A 24,210-nucleotide genomic window follows, 5' to 3' on the forward strand; every position below is an offset into this window, starting at 1 on the left:
AGGAGGAGAAAGATGAGTTCAATATTTTTTGGCTTGTCTGTAGCAGCTTCTGGTTTATCAGCGAGCCAAAGGGCTTTGAATACCGTGGGTCACAATATCTCCAATATGGAAACAGAAGGTTATGTGCGACAACAAGTCGTTCAAGTAGACCAATCCTATCTGAAAAGCGGGCAATATCAAGTCGGGCGGGGGACCAGTGTGCAAGCCGTGCGCCAAATACGAAGCATCTTCCTGGATAACATGTATCGAGAAGCGCAAAGCGCTCTCAGCTATTGGCAAACTAAAGCCAGTGCGCTTGAAGATGTTGAAGCAGTAGTGAACGATTTCTCAGATGATGAGGGAATCCAAACGGCGATGGAGGAGTTTTTTGCGGCTTGGGAAGACGTTGCCAACGACCCGTCCAGCGATACTGCCAGAGCTTCGCTTCTAGGCTATGCCGATTCCCTAACAGCAATGTTTAATCTCGTTGATGATCAGCTGGATCAGATCCAAGAAAATCTGGATACCCAAATCCAGTCAATGACTGCGGACATCAATACCATAGCCGGGCAGATTGCAGGGCTGAATAAAGAAATCGCCATGGCTGAGATCAATGGGGATAATGCCAATGATTACCGAGATCAGGTGAACAGCTTACTGGCTACCTTATCAGAGTACGTGGATACTAAGGTTTCCATAAACAGTCAGGGGATGTATAACGTATCGATCGGAGGAGTTAGTCTGGTTAACAGTACCCAGGCAAACGAATTAACTTGCCAAACCAAGAGCTCGAATGGAACCTTTACTACGGTGGTCTGGAAAGATAGTCATCTGGAATTGAAATTGAAAGATGGAATGCTCTTAGGTCTTATTGAGGCCAGAGGCGAAGATAGTTCAGTCGCGGAATCGGGAACGACTGAAGCAGATGTGGATGCGGATGCCGCAAACGATAATTTTAGCGGAGACAGCGCAAACTTAATATCAGAAATACGGACAGGGTTTAATATCCTTGTCAATCTGATGGCGCGAAAGATCAATGGGATTCACAGCAGCGGGGAAGCCTTGGATGGAAGTACAGGGGCAGATTTCTTTGTCAAAATCAATGAAAGTTTGCCCTTCGGAATAGGGAATATCCAAGTAAATCCTGAGCTACAGGATATGGACCTGATTGCGGCTTCCAGTGTAGGGGGTTCAAATGATGGTGCTATTGCCACGGAAATTATCGATTTTGCAGAAAGCGATTATTTTACATTTGATGGTCTGACCATGAATATCAGCGATTATTATGCTGAGTTAATAGGCTGGATAGGAACCCAGGGGGAGGAAGCGGATTCCAATGTCTCTAATCAGGAAGCTTTGGTTGAACAGGTTCAGTCGAATTGGCAATCGCTGTCCAGTGTCTCCATGGATGAGGAATTAACCAATTTGTTGAAATATCAGCATGCCTATAATGCAAGTGCCCGGGTTATGAGTACACTGGATGGCATGCTAGAAACCCTGATTCAGCAGATGGCAGGGAGGTAAGAATGAATTCATTTTTCGGCTTGAATGTCGGCGTTAAATCGTTATTTGCCAGCCAGGCTGCCCTGAATACGATTAATCATAATATCAGTAATGCGGATACCGTGGGATATTCCCGTCAGGTGGTCAGCCAAAAGGCCTCGCGGGCCCTTTCCACAAGCAATGGCAGTGGCATGGTGGGGACGGGAGTGAAAATCGAATCGATTGTTCAGATTCGCAATGTATTCTTGGACCAGCGCTATTGGCAGGAAAATGCTCAATATGGGGAATACAGCATTAAAAGTGATTCTTTATCAGAACTGGAATCCTTATTGAGCGGTGCTTCTGATGACGGGCTTGATGATGCATTGAGCAGCTTTACCTCCGCCATGGAGGATTTGGCTGATGATCCAAGCGATGACTCTGCACGGTCAACCCTGGTGGCTGAAGGGAGCGCATTATGCGAGTATTTGAACAATACGTACGGAACGTTAGAGGATTTGCTGGATGAGAATAACAGTGCCGTTAAGAGTAAAGCGGATGAGATCAATTCCTTAGCCAAGCAAATCGGTGCCTTGAACAAACAAATCTATAAAGCAGAATCTATCGGAGATACAGCGAATGATTTACGGGATCAACGGACTGTTCTGATCAATCAGCTCTCGGGCATTGCTGACATTGAGGTCAAAGAGGTGTCAAATGGCACCTTAGCCAATGGAAAAAAAGATTTGAGGTTCAGCGTCAAAATTAATGGGGTAAGTTTAGTGAATCATTTTAGTGTCAATGAGCTGGAGTGTTCTGAAAATAGTGATGGTACCTATGGTGTGCAGTGGGCTGAGACTGGTAATGAGGTTGCTTTTTCAGGCGGAGAAATCAAAGGCTATTTGGATATGTGTCAGGGGGATGGTTCCGATGGGGGGGTCAAGGGAATTCCCTATTACATGAATCAGCTGAATACTTTTGCCCGGAGTTTAGCCAAAGCCTATAATGAAGGGGTTTATGCCGACGGAGAATCCCATTCCTCCGGCCATGCCGGCGGCGTTGGCTTGGATGAAAGCACTGGGGTAAGGTTCTTTTCCTACGAGGAGAAATCCACAGCTGAACTGATGAACAGCGGCACGGATATGGATGGGATCTATGCCAACATCACGGCGGAGAACCTATCTCTCTCATCTGATGTCCTCAATGATACGGACCAAATTGCTGCGTCCTCGGCCGCTGGAGAAGCGGAGAATAGTGATAATCTCACTGACCTGATAGGGTTGTTTGATGATTCGGAGGTCTTTGACAACGGGACACCGGAGGATTATATCAATGCGGTCTATGCGACAATGGCCATTGAAACAGCTCTCGCTTCAAGGCTTGCAAATATCCACGAAAATGTTGTAGAGCTAATTGACAGTCACAAAACCTCTATCTCTGGGGTATCCCTCGATGAAGAAACTTCCAATCTGATTAAGTATCAGATGGCCTATAGCGCTGCAGCGAAAGTAATCAGTGTTCTGGATGAGATTCTGGATGTGACCATCAATTCCCTGGGAGCAGGCTGAGAGTGGTAAAGGATAAAAATATCGCGGAAACGGGGTGAAAATGTGAGAATTACCAACAATATGATGATCCAAAATACAATCAGCAATATTAATAACAACCTGGTCAAGCTTTCCAAGCTCCAAGCCCAGGCTTCCTCGCAAAAAAAGATAGAGGTTCCTTCTGATGACCCGGTAGCTGCTGTCAAGTCTCTGAAATTGACAAGTTATAAGGCAAACATCCAACAATATCAGGAAAATGCCGAGGCAGCCAATTCCTGGATGAGTTATTCGGATTCAGCACTCAGCCAGATCGGCGATATCATGGCCACTATTCGAGAAGAAACCGTTGAGGCAGCTAATGGGACTCTTACAGATGATGATCTAGAAAAAATTGGTACGGAAATTACGGAATTGAAAAATTCCATTATCGAAGTTGCCAATACCAGTTATGCAGGCCGCTCTATTTTTGCCGGCTATCAAACCGATGAAGCCCCCTTTGCAGAGGTTGCCACGACGATAGGAGATCAAGTGACCTATAATGGGAAGTATTTATCATTGGGAGGAGTTGCAGATGTTTCCGTAGCAGATAGCGATCTGATAAGTTTTTATACGGATAATATGGATAAAATCAGTGGACAGGCGGAACTATCTTCTGCCACTTTTGGAGAGTTTACGGCAGTCTCTCCCGAGCTTGATTTTTCCGTCACCTTGGACGGGGTCAGCCAGACCATCAGTTTGGCTGACGGTACTGACTATGATATCGATGCAGTGGTGGACAGACTTCAGAGCCAGCTGGATGCAGCATTCCCGGCAAGCAGTGAGCAACCGGATTCCTTGATTAAGGTGAGCCAGGATGAAGGGAAAATTGTCCTTACGGTTCAAGACGGAAGTAGTATAGGCATTAATAGTGGTACGTTGGATGTCGGTTGTCTGAGTTTTGCCGATGGTCAAAACTCCGGTACGGGGGATACACAAAAGATCAAATACAGAGTGGGAAGCGATAGCTGGGTTACTGTCAATGCAGAGGGAAGTGACATTGTCGGCGAAGGAGAGGACAGTTTATTTAATACCCTTGCCAAGTTGGAATTGGCGTTGGCGGGAGAAACTCAATATAAGTCGGTCAGCTATGATGCCAGTGCCGGAGTAACGGTGGAAACCCATGATTTGGATCTATCCGGCTTATTGAATGATTTGGATGAAGACATCAATCGAGTGCTCAGTGTCAGGGCGGATTTAGGAGCAAGAACCAATTATGTTCAAAAAACCCAGACCCGCCTGGAAGACAATGAATTGACGTATTCTGATATTTTATCCCAAAACGATGAGGTGGATCTTGCCGAAGTAAGTGTTAACTTATCAAGCGCTCAGGCTGGCTATCAAGCGGCCTTAGCTGCAGGGGCCAAAGTGATTCAAAACAGCTTGCTGGATTATTTAACTTAGTTTTTGTTGGGGAGAACAGGCCCAGGCCGAGATTTAATGAGGAAAGGAGGTTTCTGCATGACCTCAATTAGCGGTTATTCTTCAACGACGACGCGCGTTACCGGTTTAGTCAGCGGTTTAGATGTGGATAGTATCGTTGAATCCTTGATGGAAGCAAAAGCAGTGCCGCTTAATAAACTAGAGCAAAAAAAACAGCTGGCGGAATGGAAACAAGATGCTTATCGCCAAGTGTCCATCAGCCTAAAGGCCTTTGCTGATGAATATTTCAATTACTCCAACACTTCTTCCAATATGCTGTCTCAATCAACTTACGACCAATACACCCTAACCTCCAGTGATGATTCGGTGGTAGGGATTTCAACGACTTCATCGTCCGAAGCGGGATCCCATACGGTTTTGGTCAGCAACCTGGCTACAGCCGCTTCTTATAAAAGCTCTGCTGTCACTGAGGTGATATCAGCTGACTCTGCTGCTGATTTCACTCAAGCGGCGGGTAAGGCTTTCGTACTGACTATCGACGGTACGGAATACACGGTGGACCTGGATGAGAATATCACAGACCTGGCAGGCTTGCAGGAAGCAGTCGATGAAGCGGTAGGAAGCGGAAAAATTGCGATTTCAGACACCAATGGGGATGGGACAGGGTATCTGACCATCGAAAAAGCGGCCGGGAGCGGCATTGGGACGATCACCCTCAGTGACGCGGAAAGCAGCGGCGCTTTAGAGACTTTGGGATTTTCCGGTTCAGGTAACCTGACAAATTATCTGGATACTTCCGAGACCTTGGCGGACATCGGGGACCAATTAGGTTTCAGCTTTGACTCCAATGGGTATATCGGGCTGACCATCAATGATGTTGATTTTGAATTCTCCTCAAGCATGACCCTTGAAGAGATGATGGAAGAAATCAATGCTGCCGATGCCGGGGTTACCATGTCATACAGCTCAACCAGCGACAGCTTTGTCTTGGCGGCCGATCAAATGGGCGCCGGCAAAACCCTGGACATCAGTGAAACAGGAAGCACTTTCCTGCAGGATGTGGGACTGACCGACTATACGGCAGGCGAGGACGCAGCAGCCACCATTGATGGAGTAAAGTATACCCGCAGCGAAAATTCCTTCACCATTGACGGCTTAATCTATAACCTCAAGGCTGAAAGCACTGAAACTCAAAGTGTATCCCTCACTCAAGATACCGAGGCCGTCTTGGACAAAATAACCAGCTTTGTGGAAGATTACAATACCTTGATCGACTCCCTTAACAGTACGATCTCGGAAGACTACGATCGAGACTATCAGCCCTTAACCGATGCCGAAAAAGACGAGATGTCAGAGAATGAAATCGAAGCTTGGGAAGAGAAGGCCAAGACGGGTATCCTCCAAAATGACACTGCATTGGCTAATCTTCTGCAGAATTTGCGGACTGCGTTATATGAATCTGTGGCTGGGGTCTCTACGCATTTAACCGAAATCGGGATAACCGCCAGCAGCAATTACACAGACAAGGGCAAACTGGTGATTGATGCAGACGCGCTGCAAGAAGCCATCGCCACGAACCCGGAGGAAGTCGCGAGTTTGTTTGCGCAACAATCGGCTACTTATGGGGGGACAACCACGGTCGTGAATTTAACTTCGGAGCAAAGGAAGGTCAGGAGTAGCGAGGAAGGATTAGCCTACAGAGTTTACGATATCCTCCAGGATAATATTTCTACCTACACTGGGATTGATGGACATAAGGGAATTTTGCTTGAAAAGGCCGGTCAAGAAGGCGATGGGTCGGAATATGATAACACCTTGACCAGTCAAATCAATAGCTACGAGGAAGAGATAGAGCAAATGCTCGATAAATTAGCGGACAAAGAAGATTACTATTATGAAAAGTATTCAGCCATGGAGACCTTTATCAATCAGATGAACAGTCAGATCGATTCTTTGCTCTCTTATCTGGAATAAAAACGGGAGAAGCTGATGTATGGAAAATGAATATCTGGAGTTACTCAAGGAGAAAGAAATCCTTGCTCAAGCGCTTTGGCTGGGTACGGTTAATTTAACAAAGGCTGTGGAGAAAGAAGACTATGCTTCAATCAAAAAGCAGCTCATTGTACGGCAGCGTCAAATGGATCAACTTGCAAAATTAGTTGGGAATTATCTGAAAGAAGTTCAGTGTCCGGAAAATGAAGAAACCCTCAAGCTTAGGAGGGAGGTAAAGAGTTTACTTGACCAGACCGTCACGCAAAGCGGGTGTATTTTAGAACATATTATGCGGCTGAAGGAGACCGCTGCCCATAAAATTCGCTGTTTACAATTAAACAGAAAGGCCATAGGTGAAGGATATTTCAAGAAAATTCCCCAAAGCCATGGGTATTTCATCGATAAAAAGATCGGTGATTTATACACTAATGCGAGGAAGAGGTGAAACGTCATGCAAAAAAATAAAAATAATTCTCAAAAAGTCCTAAAGTTTTCATCAGAACTGCCGATATATAGAGTGTCACAATTAAATACACAGTTTTTCAGGGACGAGTTATTTTTCATGGGTGCTTTGCAGGACGCAAAACCTCATGGGATGTAGCTTGTTTTTTGTTTTCCTAAACCGAGTTGAAAAATGAAAGCCTCAAAGAGGAAGTTGATGGCAATAATGTTCAAGGAGGGATTGGCTGATGCTTGTGTTAGGAAGAAAGCCTGGAGAATATGTGATGATTGATGACAATATTAAGATCAAAGTGGTAAAAAGTGCTGGGGGTGATTTACGCTTGGCTATTGATGCACCTATACAAATGAAAATTCTGCGTGGAGAGGTTTATGAACAACAGAAAGGCAACGACGGGCGGATCGCCTGAGGTTAAGTGGATATGAAGGGTGGTCACTATGAGAGTTAAGAACAAAAGGGCAGCAGGCAAACGAGAGTTGACCCTCGGAGTTAAGCTGAAGGATCGCAGTTATGATAGCCAAGCAATATAAAGAAGCCTATTTGGAAAGCACCGTTTTTACCTCAAGTCCCGAGAAGTTGACTTTGCTGCTTTATTCTCATTTAGTGATTCTAATCAGGCAGGCTCAGGCCGGCCTGGAAGAAAAGGACTTAAAAAAGTCACATATTAACATCATTAAAGCTAAGAAACTGATTATTAACTTTGAAAATACTTTGGACCAGACGTACAAAATCGCTGCCGACTTGCTGGCTATGTATGAATATATGTATAGGCGGCTAACAGAAGCTAACCTGAAAAAGGATTGGGATATTCTTGAAGAGATCCTCAGCCATGCCAGAGTGCTGAGAGATACCTGGGCACTTGCCGCCAAAATTAGTAAAGGGCAAAATAATCAATTAGGTTCTTAAAATGTTTTGACTTTTTGGCTGAGCTGTGAATACGAGCCGATATGAGTAGTAAGAGACAAATTATAGTTTTTCAGGGACGAGTTAATTTTCATGGGTGTTCTGCAGGATGCAAAACCCCATGGAAGTTAGCTCGTTTTTTATTTAGAGAAATGGGGTATCTAGACTGTTTCGGCAACCGGGGCCGCAACGTCTAAATATAAATCAACATGGAAAAAAGTTTACACAAAACAAGGAGGGGTAATCACTATGAGAGTCAATAGTAATATTGCAGCACTTAACACATTAAATCAACTTACCCAAAACGAGAAAAGCACCAATAATTCCTTGGCAAAGTTGTCATCAGGTTTGCGCATCAACAGTGCTGCTGATGACGCAGCAGGGCTGGCTATCAGTGAAAAAATGAAAGGCCAGATTCGTGGTCTGGATACGGCCAGCAGCAACTCAGAAGATGGAATTTCTATGGTGCAGACGGCAGAGGGAGCTCTGTCGGAGACGGAAAGCATCCTGCAGAGAATGAGGGAACTAGCCGTTCAATCCTCCTCAGATACCAATACAGATGAGGACCGGGAGAATATCCAAGACGAATTAACCCAGTTGGTTGATGAAATAGACCGCATCAGTCAAACCACTCAGTTCAACACCAAGAATTTGCTGGACGGCTCGATGAGTGGAGTAGTTGCCAGTGATTCGGCAAATGTCCTGACCAATACCGCACTGGCCTCTGGAACAGATACTACTACCGTGCTTACAGCCTTAGCGGATGATAACGGAGATAGCCTGGGAATCGCAGAAGATGATATGATTAAGGTATCGTGGACAGTGAATGGAGAATTAAATACCGCTTCGCTGACCGTTACAGCGACAAGTACTCTTGCAGATCTTATGGGGACAGTCACCAGTGGCGCTACGTCGGTTGATACAGCAGCAGGAGACACCCAAGGCGACGTCGCCGTGACCACTACCGCCTTGGGTTATGCCAATGCCATTGGAGCCATAAGCTTCGAAGTAAGCGATGCCGATGGGGAAGTAAACTCAGAAGCATCCGCCGCTCTTTCTGGCTTTACTGAAACCACAGCGGCCAAGGAGGCAAAAACCGAGGATGGCCGGGCAGTTCTGCAAATCGGAGCCAATTCAGGGCAAATCATGAAGGTCAGCATATCTGATATGGGAGCCAACGCTCTGGGTATCGCGGAACTGGATGTATCCACTCAAGAAGGTGCCAGCATTGCTGTTTCGGTCATTGATGAGGCTACGGCAAAAGTGTCTTCCCAACGGTCTTATCTGGGGGCAGTTCAGAATCGTCTCGATCACACCATCAATAACCTGGACACGTCATCGGAGAACTTGAGTTCAGCTCAATCTCAAATCGCCGACGTGGACATGGCTGCCGAAATGATGGAATATACCAAGGGTAATGTTCTGACTCAGGCAGCTACGGCAATGCTTGCCCAAGCCAACCAACAGCCTCAAAATGTTTTATCCCTCCTTCAATAGTATGTTGGCCTTCAATTTAGGTCAGTTCTAATTTAGTATTGTCAAAAATTTGGGGGGCGTGCCGCAAAACGTTTATACGAAAACGGAAAGCGATACGCCCCTTTTATAGATTATTTATTTGAAAAAATTCCTATAGGTGCACTTGGTCGATACTCTTGGAATATCTCAGATAAATCTATACGTATGTCATGTTGAGAGCTATTCTTATCTTTGTAGAAAGAGGAAAAAACTCTAGGCATATCGAATTATAAAAACCCCTAGTGCACTATTTGCATATCAAAATCGTGCCTAGGGGTTTTTAAAAAGTAAAACAATGAGGTCGGTCTTAACCTAAGTAAGCCAAAATGGAAACTGGAAAACTGTCAGATTTGTTTTGCATGTTTTCAATGGTGTCCAAGAGGGGCATACGTACTATATTCGAAAGTTGAGAATCTCCTTGAGACACTCCGCATCTGTCGGATGACTTCTGGTCGCAATGACGACATAAGTATCACTGCTAGGCTGGTAATTCTTGATTCCAGTAGCAAAATCACTGCAAATAACAGAATGAGAACCTATGAAAAACTCAGGCAGAGCAAATGTCGCACGATCATCAATCACCGTTATTTGGAAATCAAGCGCCTTGGCATAAAAAGCAACTTCTCTGGCCACGTGGCCTGCCCAGCGCTCATCCTCCTTGGAATCCCGGAAGAGGAGAGGGAGGAGTTTATCGCGGAGCATGATGGTGAGCTCATGTCAAATCTGAGAATGATATGATTTACAACTTTAACGACAGAGGAGGCCACTGAGTCCTCTTAACTTCGATATAATTGGATCTTTAGCGAATAAACTCGATCCGACTTTCTCTGTATAAGAAATATAATTTTTGCATAAATTATATTTCTTAGTATAAATACTGTCCTGGGTAACAAACTAATCCAGAAAAAAAGTAGAGGGTTGTGTTTTTATGCTGCATACTTTATTTTATCCAACGTACATATTAATAGCTTTTATAGTTGTATTGCTAACCATTCCTCAAAGAGATTTGAAAAACTACTTTATTTATGGTGTGCTTTTTGGAGGATTAGGTGATCTAATAGTAGTTGGTTTATTTCAAAATGTACTACATATTATTTGGTTTAAAAATGCTGGCATATTTAATATTTTAGGACAAAATTTACTTTCCCCTCCAAGCTGGATCTTGACTGTTATGATCTTTCTTCGATTTTTACCATCACGAAAGTTATTTCAATACGCTTATGTTTTAGGATTTGGAGCTTTTAGTGTTGGATATGGTTATTTAGTTCATAATGTAGGCTTATTTGATTTTAAACCCTGGGTTTATCCCTTATTTGCTTATTTTACTTTTTTGTTCTGGTGGTCAACCATTACTTGGGTATTTGTTAAAACAAGCTCCCTTATAAGGAATCCTTAAAATCAACACTTGATACAATTTGTAAAACCCTTAACTGCCAGTCAGGTGAAATACTAGAGTATGTTTGCAAAATGAAGATGACGAAGATATCTAAAGCATATTATATGAGTGCGGTATGGATTGCTCTTCGCAGAAGCTCGTTGGAACCTATGTCCAACGAGCTTCTCATATTTATTATTTATATAGTTTATAGAAAGATTTGGTGATTGGTCGGAGGAAAAACATGAAGTTCGGCGAAAAAGGAAAGGTAGGAGTCTAAAGTCAGATGTTCATCTGGAGGGTGGAGTATGCAGTATAGTTCAATGGTAATATATTTCATGAGTGGAACAGGAAATTCTTATCGAGTAGCAACATGGATGGCAGAAATAGCCGACCAAAAAGGGATAACCTCAAAACTGTATCAGATATCAAACTACTGTGAGAAATCTGATCTTGAAGAAGAAAAGGACTTGTTAGGGGTAGTTTTCCCAACGCATGGGTTTACCGCACCTTGGCAGGTAATTCGATACACATTGCACTTACCGCCTGGAAGGGGAAAACATGCATTTGTGGTAGCGACAAGAGCTGGTACCAGAATTGCTTCTATTCCGTTTCCGGGCATGGAAGGTACGGCCAGTTATCTTATTGCGCTCCTGCTTATAATGAAAGGTTACATAGTACGTGGAGTCATGGGGGTGGATATGCCCTCTAACTGGATGTCATTGCATTGGGGATTGAATCTAGCAAACTCCAAGTTCATCATCGCCAGAGCAAAGGTAAAAGCAGATTCCTTTATGGCAAGTATTATAGAAGGAAAAAGAATGTTTAGGGGGATTTTATCCCTATTATTGGGTTTGTTCCTGAGTTGGATTTCTTTAGGTTACCTCATCATAGGCCGATTTTTCTTTTCAAAATTATTTTTTGCTTCAGCAAGTTGTACTGGTTGTGGTTTATGTGCTGAAAGCTGTCCACTTAAGGCAATAAGAATGACGGGAAGGAATAAGCCCCGTCCTTATTGGACATTTTCTTGTGAGAGCTGTATGAGATGTATGGGTTATTGCCCCAATAAAGCCGTTGAATCAAGCCATTCATTTGCAATAGTATTATATTTTGTTGCGACGATACCGGTATCTTTGTATGTATTAAATAGATTAAATGAAATTATAATTATCGAACATTATTCCTTCTTCTTTAAGATAATGTTCGATTACATTTACACATTGAGTTCATTTTTTGCAGCCTACCTTATTTTTTCCTGGCTTATGAGAATTCCTTTGCTCAATAAGCTATGTACCTATACAACGTTTACACACTTATATCGTCGGTATCACGAGCCAGACACAGCACTAAAGGATATTATGATGGAAAGCAAAAAGGATTAAACGGGAATGGAGGTTGAACATAGGTAGATGTAGATGCCCTAGATGAGGCTATTCCTGGGAGTAGCCCCCCCACTGGGTGCACTTTCTGTGGCAAAATTAAGGAATTATTTGAAATACTTATTAATCATCAGGATAATTGATTCAATCGCGTGGTTTAACCTACTAATTCAAGAATCTCCAGTTTGTTGTCAAATATAAAATGTGATATATTCAACTAAAATTAATGAATATTTGGAGTGAGAATATGAACTTTTGCTGGTGTACGATTACGGTTGAGAATATGGACGATTCTCTGAAATTCTATCAAGAGATTGTGGGGCTTTCAATTAGTAGGAGATTTACGGCAGGGCCAGGAGTAGAGATTTCTTTTTTAGGAGAGGGAGAAACAAAAGTCGAACTTGTTTGTGATCCAAACCAAAAAAGAACGGGTAATGCCGAGGGCATTTCTTTAGGCTTTGAAGTTGAGTCGGTTGACAATATGATTGAGGTAATAAAAGAAAAAGGACTCGAAGTAGAAAGTGGGCCTTTCCAACCTAATCCTCATATTAAGTTTTTTCATGTTAAAGACCCCAACGGTGTTAGTATACAATTTGTAGAAAACATGTAATTTTGCTCAAGAGCATGAGGCATCTTCTATTGAAGGTGCTTTTTTCAGTATGGAACTTGTGGAGCGCTTTACAGCTCGTTATAAAAGCGTCGATGAGAAGCAGAGACGCCTAGCCAGCGAGTTACTCTAGTGGTTAGCGATAAAAAATAATGTTGAAGCTATGACTGAATATTCAATCGTAAGATGAGATTGGCAGAAATTATGGAGAAGAGAGATTTTTATCTTTTTAGTCTGAGAAATGAGGCGCAGTAATTTGAACAATATGTACTTAATTTTTTTGAGCATTGGTCATCTAGTTGTTGATTTGGGTCAGGGGATCCTTCCGATTTTAACGCCTGTGTTAGCGAAAAGTTTTCAACTCAGCTATTTTCAAGTTGGTATAATCGCACTTGCATTTACCTTTAGTTCAGCTATTATCCAGCCGATTTTCGGAGTGCTAAGCGACCGCTACAGCATGCCTTGGTTAATGCCCGTAAGTCTTCTTCTTTCAGGTTTTGGTTTGGCTCTGACAGGTATGGTCCACTCATACGGACTATTGTTGCTAGCGGTGCTATTAAGCGGCATTGGGGTAGCGGGCTACCACACTGAAGGATCTAAATTAGCCCATTATCTCAGCGAGGAAAGCAAAGCGGGGGCATCAATGGCGATTTTCTCGGTGGGAGGAAATCTCGGCTTTGGCCTTGGTCCTATGCTGGCTGTGTTTGTATTAAGTTTTGACGGACTGAAGTCGATTAAGGGGGTTATAATTCCTGGGGCTTTGGCCGCGCTGCTCTTCATGTTTTTATTGCCCAGATTTAAGTCGATCTTGGCCGAAAGAACTCAAAATCATAAAAAGATAAAACAAACTGCAAAAAGTAGGGTTAGGGCCGGGAGCTTAACAATATTGCTACTGTATGTAACGATAAGATCATGGATACAATCCGGTCTGGTATATTTTATTCCATTTTACTTTCCAAGTTTTAGAGGAATTACCCAACCTGAATATTTAGTGAGTACATTTTTAATCGCAGGGGCGGTAGGCACGATTTTGGGCGGTCCTTTTGCCGACCGTTTTGGAGGAAAAAACGGATTGTTGGTTTCTATGATTGTTAGCCTAATCACAATCTATCCTTTTTTGCATTTAAACAGCACTTGGATCCCCGTTCTAGCTTTTATTGTCGGAGCAGCACTGATCTCGACTTTTTCCACGACTGTGGTATTCGGACAAAGGTTACTGCCTCATAATATTGGACTTGCTTCAGGTATGTTGCTTGGTTTTGGAGTCGGTATGGGTTCAATTGGGGTAACCTTACTTGGAGCAGTCGCTGATCGCTTTGGTCTACCATTAACAATAAACATTATCAGTTTGCTTCCAATCCTGGGAATAGTGCTTGCTGTTACTCTGCCGGATATTAGGGCATGGGAATCCTCTTCCGAGCCGAATCCCGCCACATAGCAGTGAGCATGACAAATATATCTTTTCAGAGGACGGTCATTGGCGGTAAGACGGTGACGGGCTGATAGTCCCTTGGCTTTCAAGCGCACTTAGTGGGAGGGGATTGATGGCTCCACCACGTGTCAAGATACAAACAATTATAGCGGTTTATATAATTTCTCCTACCGAAAGGAATATCAATAAACATGTCGAATGAGTAAGATTATGAATGAAAAAGGAATATGGGCAATGGGGCTCTTCATTATTTCCCGGATTACCGGGTTTTTATGAGGAACCTTTTTTTGTAAGTTCAACAAAAGGAAAGTTGGTTTTCGCCCAAAGCCAATAAATTAGAATCTTACAGGGAGGTAGTTCTTTTGAGTAAAAGATTGAAACATTACAAGGCGATGTTAGTATTTTCAGGTGTTATGGTTTTATTAGGATTCATATTTAGAAATACCAGTTATGCGTTTCCCTTGCTCTTAGTTAGTATTAGCGGCTTCATGATCATTTGTTTACTGCAGATAAGAAGAATTTTTGAGTTATTAGAATACTCCATAGAATATTTAAAAAGGGGATCACTTGGAGATTATATGGTTTTAGAAAAAGGAGTGAAATTGGTTAAACAACTGAATGACGAAATTATTTCCGTTTTGAAGAGTGAAAAGTTTGACCGTGATATGGTCATACAGATTCAAAAGAAATTGTTAATGGATAATAACGAATTTCTCGCTTTAAGTTCATTTTGGGAACCAAATGCTTTTGACGGGAAAGACAGTAGTTTTTTAGATGTAGACTATTATGATAAAGGTACTTTTACAGCCTATGTTTATCGTGATCAGGATGAAGGCATTAAGGTCATTAGTCTTGAGGAAATCTATCATCAGCCATGGTACACTGTTCCGAAGAAAACCCGCAAAATCACGATAACTGAGCCTTATGTGGAAAATATTAAAGGTAAAAAGATTTTAATGGCGAGTGTTGTTATGCCAATTATTTTCAAGGGGAAATTCATGGGCGTAATTCCTACTGACATTGTGTTGAACGAGATTGAAGAAATACAAACGGATGTTGTATTGTATAAAAATAGCCATGAGAATTTGCCAACTGAAAGAATTATGGAACGATTGATAAACAGAAAAGATGAGTTTAGTATTCTCGGACAAGCAATCAAAGCTACGAATAGCAACCAAAAACAAATTTTAAATCGGTTATTAGAAACAACGAACCAAGTTACTGAAACATCTAAAAAGCTAACAGCTATATCCCAGGATTCAGCCAAAGCCGTTGAAGAGATTGCCAAAACAATTGAGCAAATTGCTATTAGTGCCACCACTCAAGCCTTACAAACGGAAAACGGGGTCAATGAGATTACCGAGTTAGGGAATATTATTGAACAAGATCAGCGATATTTGATAGATTTAAACAATTCTGCTCAAGCTGTTGAAAAAATGAAAGATGAGGGTACACTTGCAATTACTGAATTAATTGAGATAACAAGAGAAAGAGAACACTATACGGAACGGATACAAGAAGGAATTATTAAAACGAATGTAAGTGCCGAGAAAATTTTTTCTGCCAGCCAAATGATTCAGAATGTAGCGGATCAAACAAATCTATTGGCTCTTAATGCTGCTATTGAAGCTGCTCGGGCCGGCGAAGCAGGAAGCGGCTTTTCAGTTGTAGCCGAAGAGATCAGGAAATTGGCAGAACAATCGAGGAATCTAACCCAAGAAATTAATGAGGTAGTTCAGGAATTACAACTTAATTCACAAAATGCCGTAGATATCATTGGGAAGAGTTCAGTCATTGCGGAGAAACAAGAAGAAAGTGTTATGATTACTGATGAACGCTTTAAGGGAATAGCCGAAGCAGTCTGGAAAACCAAAGAAATTATTGAAGAATTGAATATTTCAGGACAAAGTATGGAAAAGAAAAAGGATCAACTCATTGATATATTAAAAAATTTAGACCGTATTGCTGAAGAGAATGCCGCCAGTACCGAGCAAGTTTCGGCTGCTTCCGAAGAGCAAACAGCATCAATGATCGAGATTGCCAATGCTAGCCAAGGTCTTTCTACGTTAGCTTACCAGCTACAGCAGGCAATAGATAAATTTTAATCGCTACTCCCACCTGGTGAATGATGGCCTCCACGCAGGTTAAATTAAGAGGGTGCGACCTCTGAATTTTCAAGATTTTTATGTAGCTGGGGAAAGCATTCGCAAATTTGGTAAATCTCAAGAAGATGAAAGATAAAGGGATCGATATGTTTGGTTTGTATAAAGAAATCAAATTGGATTTGTAGCAATCGAAAAGGCTTATGATATTTTCTACATAGAAAGATAATCGGTGTTACCGGGATATAGGCATAAAGGGTATGGGAAACATTTAATGGAGTTTGTTTTGGACTGACAAGTGGCGGAGTATGGTTACTCGGCACCGGCGACACTTTTGGACGATAGAGCCCGAAGGCTATTGAGAGACTAACCCGTCTTGAATGAGAGCCGTTGCTTCATCTAAATGGGTGACAACGAAAATTCGATTTGGAATCCTGCTGAGTACTTCGAGATCGTTAATCGCGCGAACGCTCTTTTGGAGGACTTGGGATTCTGCACCAAAACGCACTTCGAGGTATTGGCACAGTATATCCTGAGCCATCATAGCCTTACCTTCTGCCTAAAGATCGCGTGTAGGTTTTTGAGCGAGCTAAATATAGCCCTATTCAATGGGGTAATGACTACTTCCCATTCAGATCAGTCATCATAATTTTTATTTCTCCCTCGGCAGCAATCTGTCCGTCTACACTTGCTGTCACCTTTGCTTTAATCAAACCATGCTTTGAAACAAGCATCTCGGCTTCAAGCTTTAATGTATCCCCTGGAAACACTTTCCTTTTGAACTTCATTCCATCTATCCCTGCTAATACACCTAGTGTGCTCTCTCTTTTCTTATTTATGGATACTGCTATACCTGCCGTTTGTGCAAGAGCCTCAACAATCAATACTCCAGGCATGACTGCATACTCGGGAAAATGCCCTTGAAAATGTGGTTCATTTGCCGATACATTTTTAATACCCACAGCCTTTTTTCCCGGTTCAAGCTCCAAGATTTTGTCTACTAATAAAAAAGGATAGCGATGGAGAATCAATGCTCGGATTTCCGAGTTATCTAACATAGTACACCTCTTAAAGTTAATAATTATTGTCTGACTCAATAATGCGAACTTGTCATATAAATTTTACCCATCTAACTCATTCGACAGCCATAAATAATTTCCTTTATCTAAATTTGAGTCCTATAGCTTAGGGTTACGTGTTGCGAAATAGTAGTTTAGGATGAAGAAAGAACTATTTTATATTGTTACTTAGAAATGGAGAAAGCGTGTTATCATGAAGATTGATAGATTACTAGGAATTTTAAATGTCCTTGCCAATACGGACAGGACTACAATACAAGAATTAGCAGAAAGGTTTGAAGTTTCCAAACGTACAATTTTTCGAGATCTGGATACTTTGAACGAGTCGGGAGTTCCCATTGTTACATATTCAGGAATTGGTGGCGGTGTAGCAGTCATTGAGGGATATAAACTCAAAAGTAATATTCTTTCTAAGAACGATATAAAAAATGTTTTTACTGCACTTAATGGACTCATGAGTATTGATGAAAGCACCGATTTAACAAATCTAATAGCGAAACTAATTCCGGAAGAAACAAGTACGGTATTTTCAGAAAGTGATTATGTAATTGATTTGTCCTCCTGGTTTCAAGACAGCATTACACAAGAAAAGGTATCCGTTTTGCATAAGGCAATTAAAAATCAAAATTGTATTTATCTAGAATATATCTCCAAGAGGTCACGTTCAGCAAGAATTATTCACCCTCATAAACTTGTTTTTAAGCAATCATACTGGTATTTATACGCTTTTTGCGAGAATAAACAGGAGTTCCGTTTGTTTAAGGTCAATCGAATTGCTACTTATAAAATTATGGATGCAAGTTTCAATTGTAAGGCAGTTGAAAAAATAGATTTTAGAAAAGATTTTGGTACTGGTTTGTTTTCTTCACAAGACCCAACATCATTGTTTGAAGTTATACTAGAATATGATGTTACTAATGAATTCTTTTTAACAGATAAGATAGATGCAAGATTTTTTCATAGGATCAGCAGTGCAGAAGAAAAGGGGCAGATTATATTTCCTGTTTCTGACTTAGAGTGGGCTACTAATTTAGTTTTCAGCCTGCAAGACAAAGTTAAAGTTATAGCACCCCTTGAACTAAAAGAAGCAATAAAAACCAGAATAAAAAGAATAAATGAACTCTATAAAGATGACATATAGGTGTCATCTTTTTCGTTGTACAATACTTAAGAAAGGAAGTGTTTACAATGAAAAAAGAAATACTTGTGTTTATTTTTGATGGATATGCAGATTGGGAAAGTGCTTATATTTGTTCAGAACTCAATGGATCAGAAACGGATTATATTGTAAAAACTTTAAGTCTGGACAAAGAACCTAAAATTTCTATGGGAGGTTTTCGAATCATTCCTGATTATTCTGTAAGTGATTACCCAAAAAAATTCGAGATGTTGCTTTTGATTGGTGGTCACGCTTGGATGGAACAGAAAAACAATGCCATTCAACCTGTGGTGGAGTATGCCATCAAGCATCATATTCCAGTAGCAGCAATCTGTAATGCCGCTAACTTTATGGCAGAGAACGGATATTTGGATAATATCAGACATTCAGGCAATACGTTGGAGTATATGAAGTCACAAGCGCCACACTACAAGGGCGACATCAATTTTATTGAAAAACAAGCAGTTTGTGATTCGGATATCATAACTGCAAATGGTACGGCTTCTTTAGAATTCGCTAGGGAAATTACGTTGTATTTGAATGTTAAGCCTGTAGAAGAAATTGACGAATGGTATAAATTTAACAAGTTAGGTTTCTATCAAAAGTAAAGCAATATAGTTCGATTTTAGGACAAACCAGAAAGTGTATGCTTGCAATTTTTTTCTTAAAAAAGGAGGGTTCATTTGAAAACTATATATGTGAGGCAAATGACATGCATATGGAATTCCTGTAAGACGAAAATTTCAACATAATGTTCTTATAGTGTTCATCAAAACTACATTCCCCATTTTGCTCCAAATTCCTCCCTGACGACCATTTAACCTGTTTTCATTTTTTGCTTTCCGGCTCATTTAGCATGTTTTGACCTGAAGAGACTAAAGTCCGTCTTTCTCTTGCTTACGTCGATTTACTATGGTGTTTGTTTCGGTCTTTTACTATTCGGATCACGTCTTGTCCTTGGGGCGTGGATAGTGCCAGCCTGGGCATAGCTTATTAAGAGAGGAATGCACAGGCCTGATTGTAAAACCCAATAGACAATAAACAGCAAGGATTCGTTACTGAGAATTCGATGAAGAAATATATAATGCGTTGGTTGAGAAGATAGAAGTTCTCACACCAGCGCATTTTGTTTTTGAGTTAAAGAGTGGGATGAGAGTGGTGGAGGAAATAGAGGAGTAGACTGTGAGTCGGAAGGAGAAAATCAGGATAAGCGATGTCTAAGGCCAGAATCTAAGGGATAATCGAATTGAATACGGGTAAACTTACAATTATTAAAGTAGTAAGTTTTAAGAACGAGGGATCATTATGTTTTATTTAACTCGATTTAGTTCCCCTAAAGAAGTCCAACCTCAGAAAATAAAATCCATGATTTCTGACCATAAACCAATTACCGGTACCATTGAGGACATTTTAGCAAGCGTTACGAAGTATGCTGGTAGTCCCTCGGATCTTATCATTCATCGTTTTACCACAGGGAGTGGACTCGTAATGGCCGCAGTCTATCTTGAATCTCTGGCAGACAGTAGCTTGCTAGGATCCCAGGTTATTGAACCGATTAACAAGTTTATTAGAGAAAAAAGCGAGACTCTCACAGCTGCTACAGTTGAACTGCTGATATCAGCCTCTGTAATCGATGTATTTACGGATTTTCACGATGCGCTGGACGGTTTGCTGGCGGGTCAAGCCCTGCTTATTCTGCCCAATGAGGATAAAATTTTCGGTGTTAGTCTTCCTGGATACCCACGCCGCCCCATTGAAGAATCAGTTACTGAAAAAAGCGTCCGGGGCAACAGGGAAGGGTTTACTGAGGATATCACAGACAATCTCAGTCTGATCCGGCGTTGGATCAAAGACCCCAATCTGAGGGTAGAAAGCAAAATAATCGGGGAACGGACGAAGACAAAGGTGGTAATCCTCTATTTGTTCGATGTAGCCAACCCTGATACAGTAGTGGAAGTGAACAAACGCCTAGAGAAAATCAGCATTGATGGGATCATTGACAGCGGTTACATTAGCGAAATGATCACCGATCAGAGGTTAACCTTTTTTCCCCTGGTACAGGAAACGGAAAGGCCGGACAAAGTGGCCGCTTCGATTTTGGAAGGGCGTATTGCCATTATCGTGGATAAATCGCCCTTTACTTTGCTTGTGCCCGCTACCTCCAATGAGTTTTACCAAACCCCCGAGGACTTTTATTTTAACTATTGGATCGGAACGTTCCTACGGCTGATCCGCTTTATCGGAACTTCTTTGGCAGTAACTCTCCCCGCACTCTATACAGCGCTGATCTCAGTTAATCCCGAGTTATTGCCTTCCTTTTTGATTCAGGTCGTTGCCTCTGGGCGGACCCAAGTGCCCTACCCAGCAGTCATCGAAGTTTTTTTAACCATGCTGGTATTTGAGATTTTCCGGGAGGCCAGTGTCAGACTGCCGGCCAATATTAATCTGATTATTGGAATAGGAGGGGGCATCGTTCTGGGCCAGGCGGCTATCAACTCCGGGATCATTGCCGGAACCACTATCATGGTGGTGATTTTCACGTCCCTGGCTTCCTTTTCTACGGCTAACCCGTCTAAGGAGCAGGCTTGGCGACTTGTCAGGTACTTTTTGTTTTTTGCCAGCGGAGCTTTTGGAATACTGGGGTTGTCCATAGCAGGGCTGATAGTACTGGCACATATGGCAGGTTTGAAATCCTTTGGGGTATCTTACCTAGCGCCCTGGGCCCCCCCTTTGCCCGTAGACATGGTGGACGGCTTTGGGCGTATACCCTGGTGGGCCAGAAAAAGGAGGCCCCCCTCTTACCGCCCGCAGCAAGAGGACAGGTTAGGTAATACAAAAAATGAGGGGGACAAGTAATGCTCAAGGAAACGACAGGGATCGGACCCGGTTTGCTTTTTAACATCATGTTTTCGTCTCTTTACGGATATGGTGTTGTAAGTTCCCCCTATGTGGCAGCAAAATATATGGGTTCTAACGGGTACCTGGGCTTTATTCTGGCCTTTTTTCTGACTATTCCGGTAGTTCTATGTGCAGTTCGACTGGGTAAAAGGTTCCCCGGTAAATCAATAATTCAGTACCTCCCCTTGGTTTGCGGAAAAATACTTGGCAAAGGTATTTCTTTTTTTTTCCTGATATTTTTGCTGGTTATTACCGCGTGGGCCACGAGGCAAATTGCCGACTTGAATAACCTCTATTTCCTACAACGGACACCCCTCTGGGCTATTGTCACGATCCTTTTGTCTACTACGGCTTACATTGCTCAAAAAGGAATTGAGGGCATAACTAGGTTGGCAGCCTTTATTTTCCCTGTGGCGGTGGTATTTGTTTTCCTGTCCGCAGTCTTCTCTTTCCAGGGGTTTAGGCTTGATTACGTACGGCCGGTGTTCTATACCCAGGGTTACCAACTGCCGTTGGGTGCTCTACAGATGTTTTACATTTATTTCCCATTGACAGCCTTGTTTATGGTTTATCCATACCTGACAAAAAAGCAAAAAGGGTTCAGAACTATCCTTACGGCCGTCTTACTAGCAAGTACAGCCATACTAATCTTTGTGGTCAGCGGGATAGGCACTTACGGTGCCACTGGGATTTTGCGTTACAGCTGGCCGGTCCTAGAACTTACCAGGAAAGCAAACATACCCTTTCTTATGCAAACTATGGGGCTCTTCTTTGCTGTCACCTATTTTTCTCAGATCTGCCTGGCCATTGCAGGATTATATTTTTCTTTGGCCCTGGCCACAACCCAGTTGTTGGGAATTCTTAATTACAAATGGTTTGTACTACTCTGGTTTCCGATTATTATGTTTGTGATTCTTGCTCCGCCAAGCATTTTGGATATTCGTTTTTTGTTTGATTACCTACGTATCGCCGGTTTTCTTGTTGTTTTTGGGCTTCCATTATTGATCTGGCTTTTGGCGGCCTTATTGAATAGAGGTGATACCTCCGGTGCGAAGTAAAATTATCTTAGCTTTACTTTTAAGCTTGACTGTTTTTTTCATCGTGGGCTGCTGGGATGTGCAAGAGATCAATCGGCGTGTTTCAACAAATGCTTTATTTTTTGATGTGGACAGTACCGGAAAAATAAGAATGGGCACTGTTTTTAGTGTTCCCGGAACGTTATTGCCGCCCGTGATAGGTACTCAACAGCAGTTCGAAAAACGTAATTACCTTATTACAGCGGAAGACACTTCCATTACCGATGCGTGGTCCAAATTGCAGGCTAAATCGGAACGAGACATTTTTTTTGGGCAGCTGAGAGCCATTGTATTAACTGAGAATGCAGCCCGAGGGGATATTAACAACCTGCTGGATTTTATCGGTCGGATCCCGTCGGTACCGCCTAATACCGTTGTGCTAGTCACGAAGGACGATCCCAAGGAGCTTTTGGACATGAAAAATGAATCCAATAACATACCGGGCAACTATATCGACCTATTTTTTCAGACTCCAACTAAAGAAACCTTGGCCATACCTATTGACCTGTGGAGGGTTTTGGCCCAGATGGATAATAAGACATCCGACCCACATCTTCCTTTGATAAAAGCTTCCGAAGGGAGTTACGACATATCAGGAACGGCCCTTTTCTCTGATAACCATTTAGTGGGGGAACTGGATCTTGAGGAAACGAAAACGCTGGCACTGCTCAAGGGCTCTTCCAGCGGTTACCTGACCGTCCCACTGAAAAACGGCGAATATGTTGCTTTCAAGGACGTGAAGGCAAAAAGTGTTATTACTCCGAAACTCGACGATAACGGTAAAGTAGCCTTCGGGATAACAACCAAAGTTACTGGAGTAATTGTGGAGACCAATCCCAGAAAAATGGAATTAACAGAAGAGGACAAAAGGATTATTTCGAGCCATGCGGAAATGGAAATTCAGAACAAGATCGGCAACCTCTTTATCAAACTGCAGTCACTGAATTCCGACGCCGTTGGTTTAGGTGAAAAGTTTAGGGTAAAATACCCCGGTGAATGGCAAAAAGAAAATTGGCGCCAAATTTATCCCAATTGCCTGATTAATATGGAGACTAGGTTTATTATAGCCCGTACGGGCCTATTCAGGTAAATCCAGAAGGAACATTTTCCTCCGCAGAGGACAAATGCTCCTTCTTGGCCAGCGCTGAGCGTCGTAACCCTCCCCCGGCGACAACGTTCTTCTCCCCGTAGTTAAAACAACCGTACGTTGTTGATACGTAAACAACGAGAGAACCCGTAGCTTTAATTACGGGTTCTCTCTTCTTTAGTATAGATAATTGTGGTGCGGGTTTGTGGCATCTCATTAACGATGATACAGTGCCGATATACTATGTTGAGGATTCTCACTTTAATTATGCGGCGATTAATCTATTAACGGTATCGATCAATTCTTGTAAATCAAAAGGTTTGATTATTAACGCCTGGTAATTATCTTTAGGTGGCAAAATTTCAGATAAGGGGATTGAACCAGTGATAATTGTTACCGGAATATAATCTAATTTTAGATTTGACCTCATCTTTTCAACTAACTCTTTTCCGTTCATTCTAGGCATGTTGAGGTCTACAAGTATTATAGCTGGTTTTAGTCCTTCTTCTAATTTAGCATACGCCTCCGAACAGTTATCAAAGGCAAAAACGTTATGTCCTTCATCTGTCAGTGCAAGTTTTATTACCATTGATATTAAAGGATTATCATCGATAGTAAAAACAATAGCCATTGACCTCAACTTCTTTCCTAAATATTATTGAATATCTTTATCAATACTATACAACGACTCAATAACAAAATTTGTTGCGGTATGTCGA

23 protein-coding genes and 2 pseudogenes are annotated in these 24,210 nt (G+C 42.0%); 21 read left to right on the forward strand and 4 right to left on the reverse strand.

Annotation, left to right across the window (positions count from 1 at the left end; translation table 11 throughout):
* Nucleotides 1-12 precede the first annotated feature (12 nt).
* The 8 genes from flgK (E4K67_RS24345) to E4K67_RS24380 all read left to right on the forward strand — a co-directional run bounded on the left by flgK (E4K67_RS24345) (nucleotide 13) and on the right by E4K67_RS24380 (nucleotide 9,279).
* Nucleotides 13-1,503, forward strand: a complete 1,491-nt coding sequence (flgK, locus tag E4K67_RS24345) for a flagellar hook-associated protein FlgK (RefSeq protein ID WP_135551503.1) — start codon at nucleotides 13-15, stop codon at nucleotides 1,501-1,503.
* 2 nt (nucleotides 1,504-1,505) lie between these two features.
* Nucleotides 1,506-3,029, forward strand: a complete 1,524-nt coding sequence (flgK, locus tag E4K67_RS24350; RefSeq protein ID WP_135551504.1) for a flagellar hook-associated protein FlgK — start codon at nucleotides 1,506-1,508, stop codon at nucleotides 3,027-3,029.
* 42 nt (nucleotides 3,030-3,071) lie between these two features.
* Nucleotides 3,072-4,448, forward strand: a complete 1,377-nt coding sequence (flgL, locus tag E4K67_RS24355) for a flagellar hook-associated protein FlgL (RefSeq protein WP_135551505.1) — start codon at nucleotides 3,072-3,074, stop codon at nucleotides 4,446-4,448.
* 3 nt (nucleotides 4,449-4,451) lie between these two features.
* Nucleotides 4,452-6,401 carry a flagellar filament capping protein FliD gene (fliD, locus tag E4K67_RS24360; RefSeq protein WP_243454604.1) on the forward strand — a complete coding sequence of 650 codons (1,950 nt, stop codon included), beginning with the start codon at nucleotides 4,452-4,454 and terminating at the stop codon, nucleotides 6,399-6,401.
* Nucleotides 6,402-6,420: 19 nt separating this feature from the next.
* A complete protein-coding gene (locus E4K67_RS24365; RefSeq protein ID WP_135551507.1) occupies nucleotides 6,421-6,864 on the forward strand; it encodes a hypothetical protein in 444 nt (147 codons plus the stop codon).
* 244 nt (nucleotides 6,865-7,108) lie between these two features.
* Nucleotides 7,109-7,288 carry a carbon storage regulator gene (locus E4K67_RS24370; RefSeq protein ID WP_135551509.1) on the forward strand — a complete coding sequence of 60 codons (180 nt, stop codon included), beginning with the start codon at nucleotides 7,109-7,111 and terminating at the stop codon, nucleotides 7,286-7,288.
* A gap of 101 nt (nucleotides 7,289-7,389) precedes the next feature.
* A complete protein-coding gene (gene fliS, locus E4K67_RS24375; protein WP_135551511.1) occupies nucleotides 7,390-7,785 on the forward strand; it encodes a flagellar export chaperone FliS in 396 nt (131 codons plus the stop codon).
* Nucleotides 7,786-8,031: 246 nt separating this feature from the next.
* Complete coding sequence (locus tag E4K67_RS24380) at nucleotides 8,032-9,279, forward strand: flagellin N-terminal helical domain-containing protein (protein WP_135551513.1); 1,248 nt, start codon at nucleotides 8,032-8,034, stop codon at nucleotides 9,277-9,279.
* Nucleotides 9,280-9,690: 411 nt separating this feature from the next.
* Here E4K67_RS24380 and E4K67_RS30835 read toward each other — a convergent pair.
* Nucleotides 9,691-9,927, reverse strand: a pseudogene (locus E4K67_RS30835) (XdhC family protein); the annotation flags it as partial.
* Between E4K67_RS30835 and E4K67_RS24385 the strand changes: the two are divergent.
* The 8 genes and pseudogenes from E4K67_RS24385 to E4K67_RS31370 all read left to right on the forward strand — a co-directional run bounded on the left by E4K67_RS24385 (nucleotide 9,826) and on the right by E4K67_RS31370 (nucleotide 16,487).
* Complete coding sequence (locus tag E4K67_RS24385) at nucleotides 9,826-10,035, forward strand: DUF3102 domain-containing protein (protein ID WP_206752229.1); 210 nt, start codon at nucleotides 9,826-9,828, stop codon at nucleotides 10,033-10,035. The pseudogene E4K67_RS30835 and the gene E4K67_RS24385 overlap by 102 nt on opposite strands.
* Before the next feature lie 190 nt (nucleotides 10,036-10,225).
* Nucleotides 10,226-10,693: a hypothetical protein gene (locus E4K67_RS24390; RefSeq protein WP_135551517.1), complete on the forward strand. Its 468-nt coding sequence runs from the start codon at nucleotides 10,226-10,228 to the stop codon at nucleotides 10,691-10,693.
* 8 nt (nucleotides 10,694-10,701) lie between these two features.
* A pseudogene (locus tag E4K67_RS24395) lies at nucleotides 10,702-10,899 on the forward strand (helix-turn-helix domain-containing protein); the annotation flags it as partial.
* A gap of 81 nt (nucleotides 10,900-10,980) precedes the next feature.
* Nucleotides 10,981-12,054 carry an EFR1 family ferrodoxin gene (locus tag E4K67_RS24400; protein ID WP_135551518.1) on the forward strand — a complete coding sequence of 358 codons (1,074 nt, stop codon included), beginning with the start codon at nucleotides 10,981-10,983 and terminating at the stop codon, nucleotides 12,052-12,054.
* Between the two features lie 244 nt (nucleotides 12,055-12,298).
* Nucleotides 12,299-12,661 (forward strand): VOC family protein, encoded by a 363-nt coding sequence (locus tag E4K67_RS24405; RefSeq protein ID WP_135551520.1) that lies wholly within the window; start codon nucleotides 12,299-12,301, stop codon nucleotides 12,659-12,661.
* Nucleotides 12,662-12,923: 262 nt separating this feature from the next.
* Entirely contained in the window at nucleotides 12,924-14,096 is a 1,173-nt protein-coding gene (locus E4K67_RS24410) for an MFS transporter (protein WP_243454609.1), read from the forward strand.
* A gap of 356 nt (nucleotides 14,097-14,452) precedes the next feature.
* The gene (locus tag E4K67_RS24415) at nucleotides 14,453-16,195 is read left to right on the forward strand and encodes a methyl-accepting chemotaxis protein (protein WP_243454606.1); all 1,743 of its coding nucleotides are present in this window, start codon (nucleotides 14,453-14,455) and stop codon (nucleotides 16,193-16,195) included.
* A gap of 229 nt (nucleotides 16,196-16,424) precedes the next feature.
* Entirely contained in the window at nucleotides 16,425-16,487 is a 63-nt protein-coding gene (locus tag E4K67_RS31370; protein ID WP_338031914.1) for a hypothetical protein, read from the forward strand.
* Nucleotides 16,488-16,547: 60 nt separating this feature from the next.
* Here E4K67_RS31370 and E4K67_RS24425 read toward each other — a convergent pair whose 3' ends face one another.
* Together E4K67_RS24425 and fabZ are read right to left on the reverse strand one after the other, a co-directional pair.
* Entirely contained in the window at nucleotides 16,548-16,736 is a 189-nt protein-coding gene (locus tag E4K67_RS24425; protein ID WP_135551522.1) for a hypothetical protein, read from the reverse strand.
* A 76-nt stretch (nucleotides 16,737-16,812) separates the two neighbouring features.
* Nucleotides 16,813-17,250: a 3-hydroxyacyl-ACP dehydratase FabZ gene (gene fabZ, locus E4K67_RS24430; RefSeq protein ID WP_135551523.1), complete on the reverse strand. Its 438-nt coding sequence runs from the start codon at nucleotides 17,248-17,250 to the stop codon at nucleotides 16,813-16,815.
* A gap of 214 nt (nucleotides 17,251-17,464) precedes the next feature.
* Between fabZ and E4K67_RS24435 the strand changes: the two genes are divergently transcribed.
* The 5 genes from E4K67_RS24435 (at nucleotide 17,465) to E4K67_RS24460 (ending at nucleotide 23,494) form a co-directional block, all read left to right on the forward strand.
* Nucleotides 17,465-18,412 carry a helix-turn-helix transcriptional regulator gene (locus E4K67_RS24435; protein WP_135551525.1) on the forward strand — a complete coding sequence of 316 codons (948 nt, stop codon included), beginning with the start codon at nucleotides 17,465-17,467 and terminating at the stop codon, nucleotides 18,410-18,412.
* Between the two features lie 47 nt (nucleotides 18,413-18,459).
* Nucleotides 18,460-19,038 (forward strand): type 1 glutamine amidotransferase family protein, encoded by a 579-nt coding sequence (locus tag E4K67_RS24440; protein ID WP_135551527.1) that lies wholly within the window; start codon nucleotides 18,460-18,462, stop codon nucleotides 19,036-19,038.
* 697 nt (nucleotides 19,039-19,735) lie between these two features.
* Nucleotides 19,736-21,286, forward strand: a complete 1,551-nt coding sequence (locus E4K67_RS24450) for a spore germination protein (protein WP_135551529.1) — start codon at nucleotides 19,736-19,738, stop codon at nucleotides 21,284-21,286.
* On the forward strand, nucleotides 21,286-22,386 hold the full coding sequence (locus tag E4K67_RS24455; protein ID WP_135551531.1) for a GerAB/ArcD/ProY family transporter: 1,101 nt from the start codon (nucleotides 21,286-21,288) through the stop codon (nucleotides 22,384-22,386). The genes E4K67_RS24450 and E4K67_RS24455 overlap by 1 nt, the downstream gene beginning before the upstream one ends.
* The gene (locus tag E4K67_RS24460) at nucleotides 22,376-23,494 is read left to right on the forward strand and encodes a Ger(x)C family spore germination protein (RefSeq protein ID WP_158408568.1); all 1,119 of its coding nucleotides are present in this window, start codon (nucleotides 22,376-22,378) and stop codon (nucleotides 23,492-23,494) included. The genes E4K67_RS24455 and E4K67_RS24460 overlap by 11 nt, the downstream gene beginning before the upstream one ends.
* Before the next feature lie 262 nt (nucleotides 23,495-23,756).
* On the opposite strand, the gene E4K67_RS24470 is transcribed toward E4K67_RS24460, so the two are convergent.
* Nucleotides 23,757-24,122, reverse strand: a complete 366-nt coding sequence (locus tag E4K67_RS24470; protein WP_135551537.1) for a response regulator — start codon at nucleotides 24,120-24,122, stop codon at nucleotides 23,757-23,759.
* Nucleotides 24,123-24,210: the final 88 nt, after the last annotated feature.

This window comes from Desulfosporosinus fructosivorans (genome assembly GCF_004766045.1).
Lineage (GTDB): Bacteria > Bacillota > Desulfitobacteriia > Desulfitobacteriales > Desulfitobacteriaceae > Desulfosporosinus > Desulfosporosinus fructosivorans.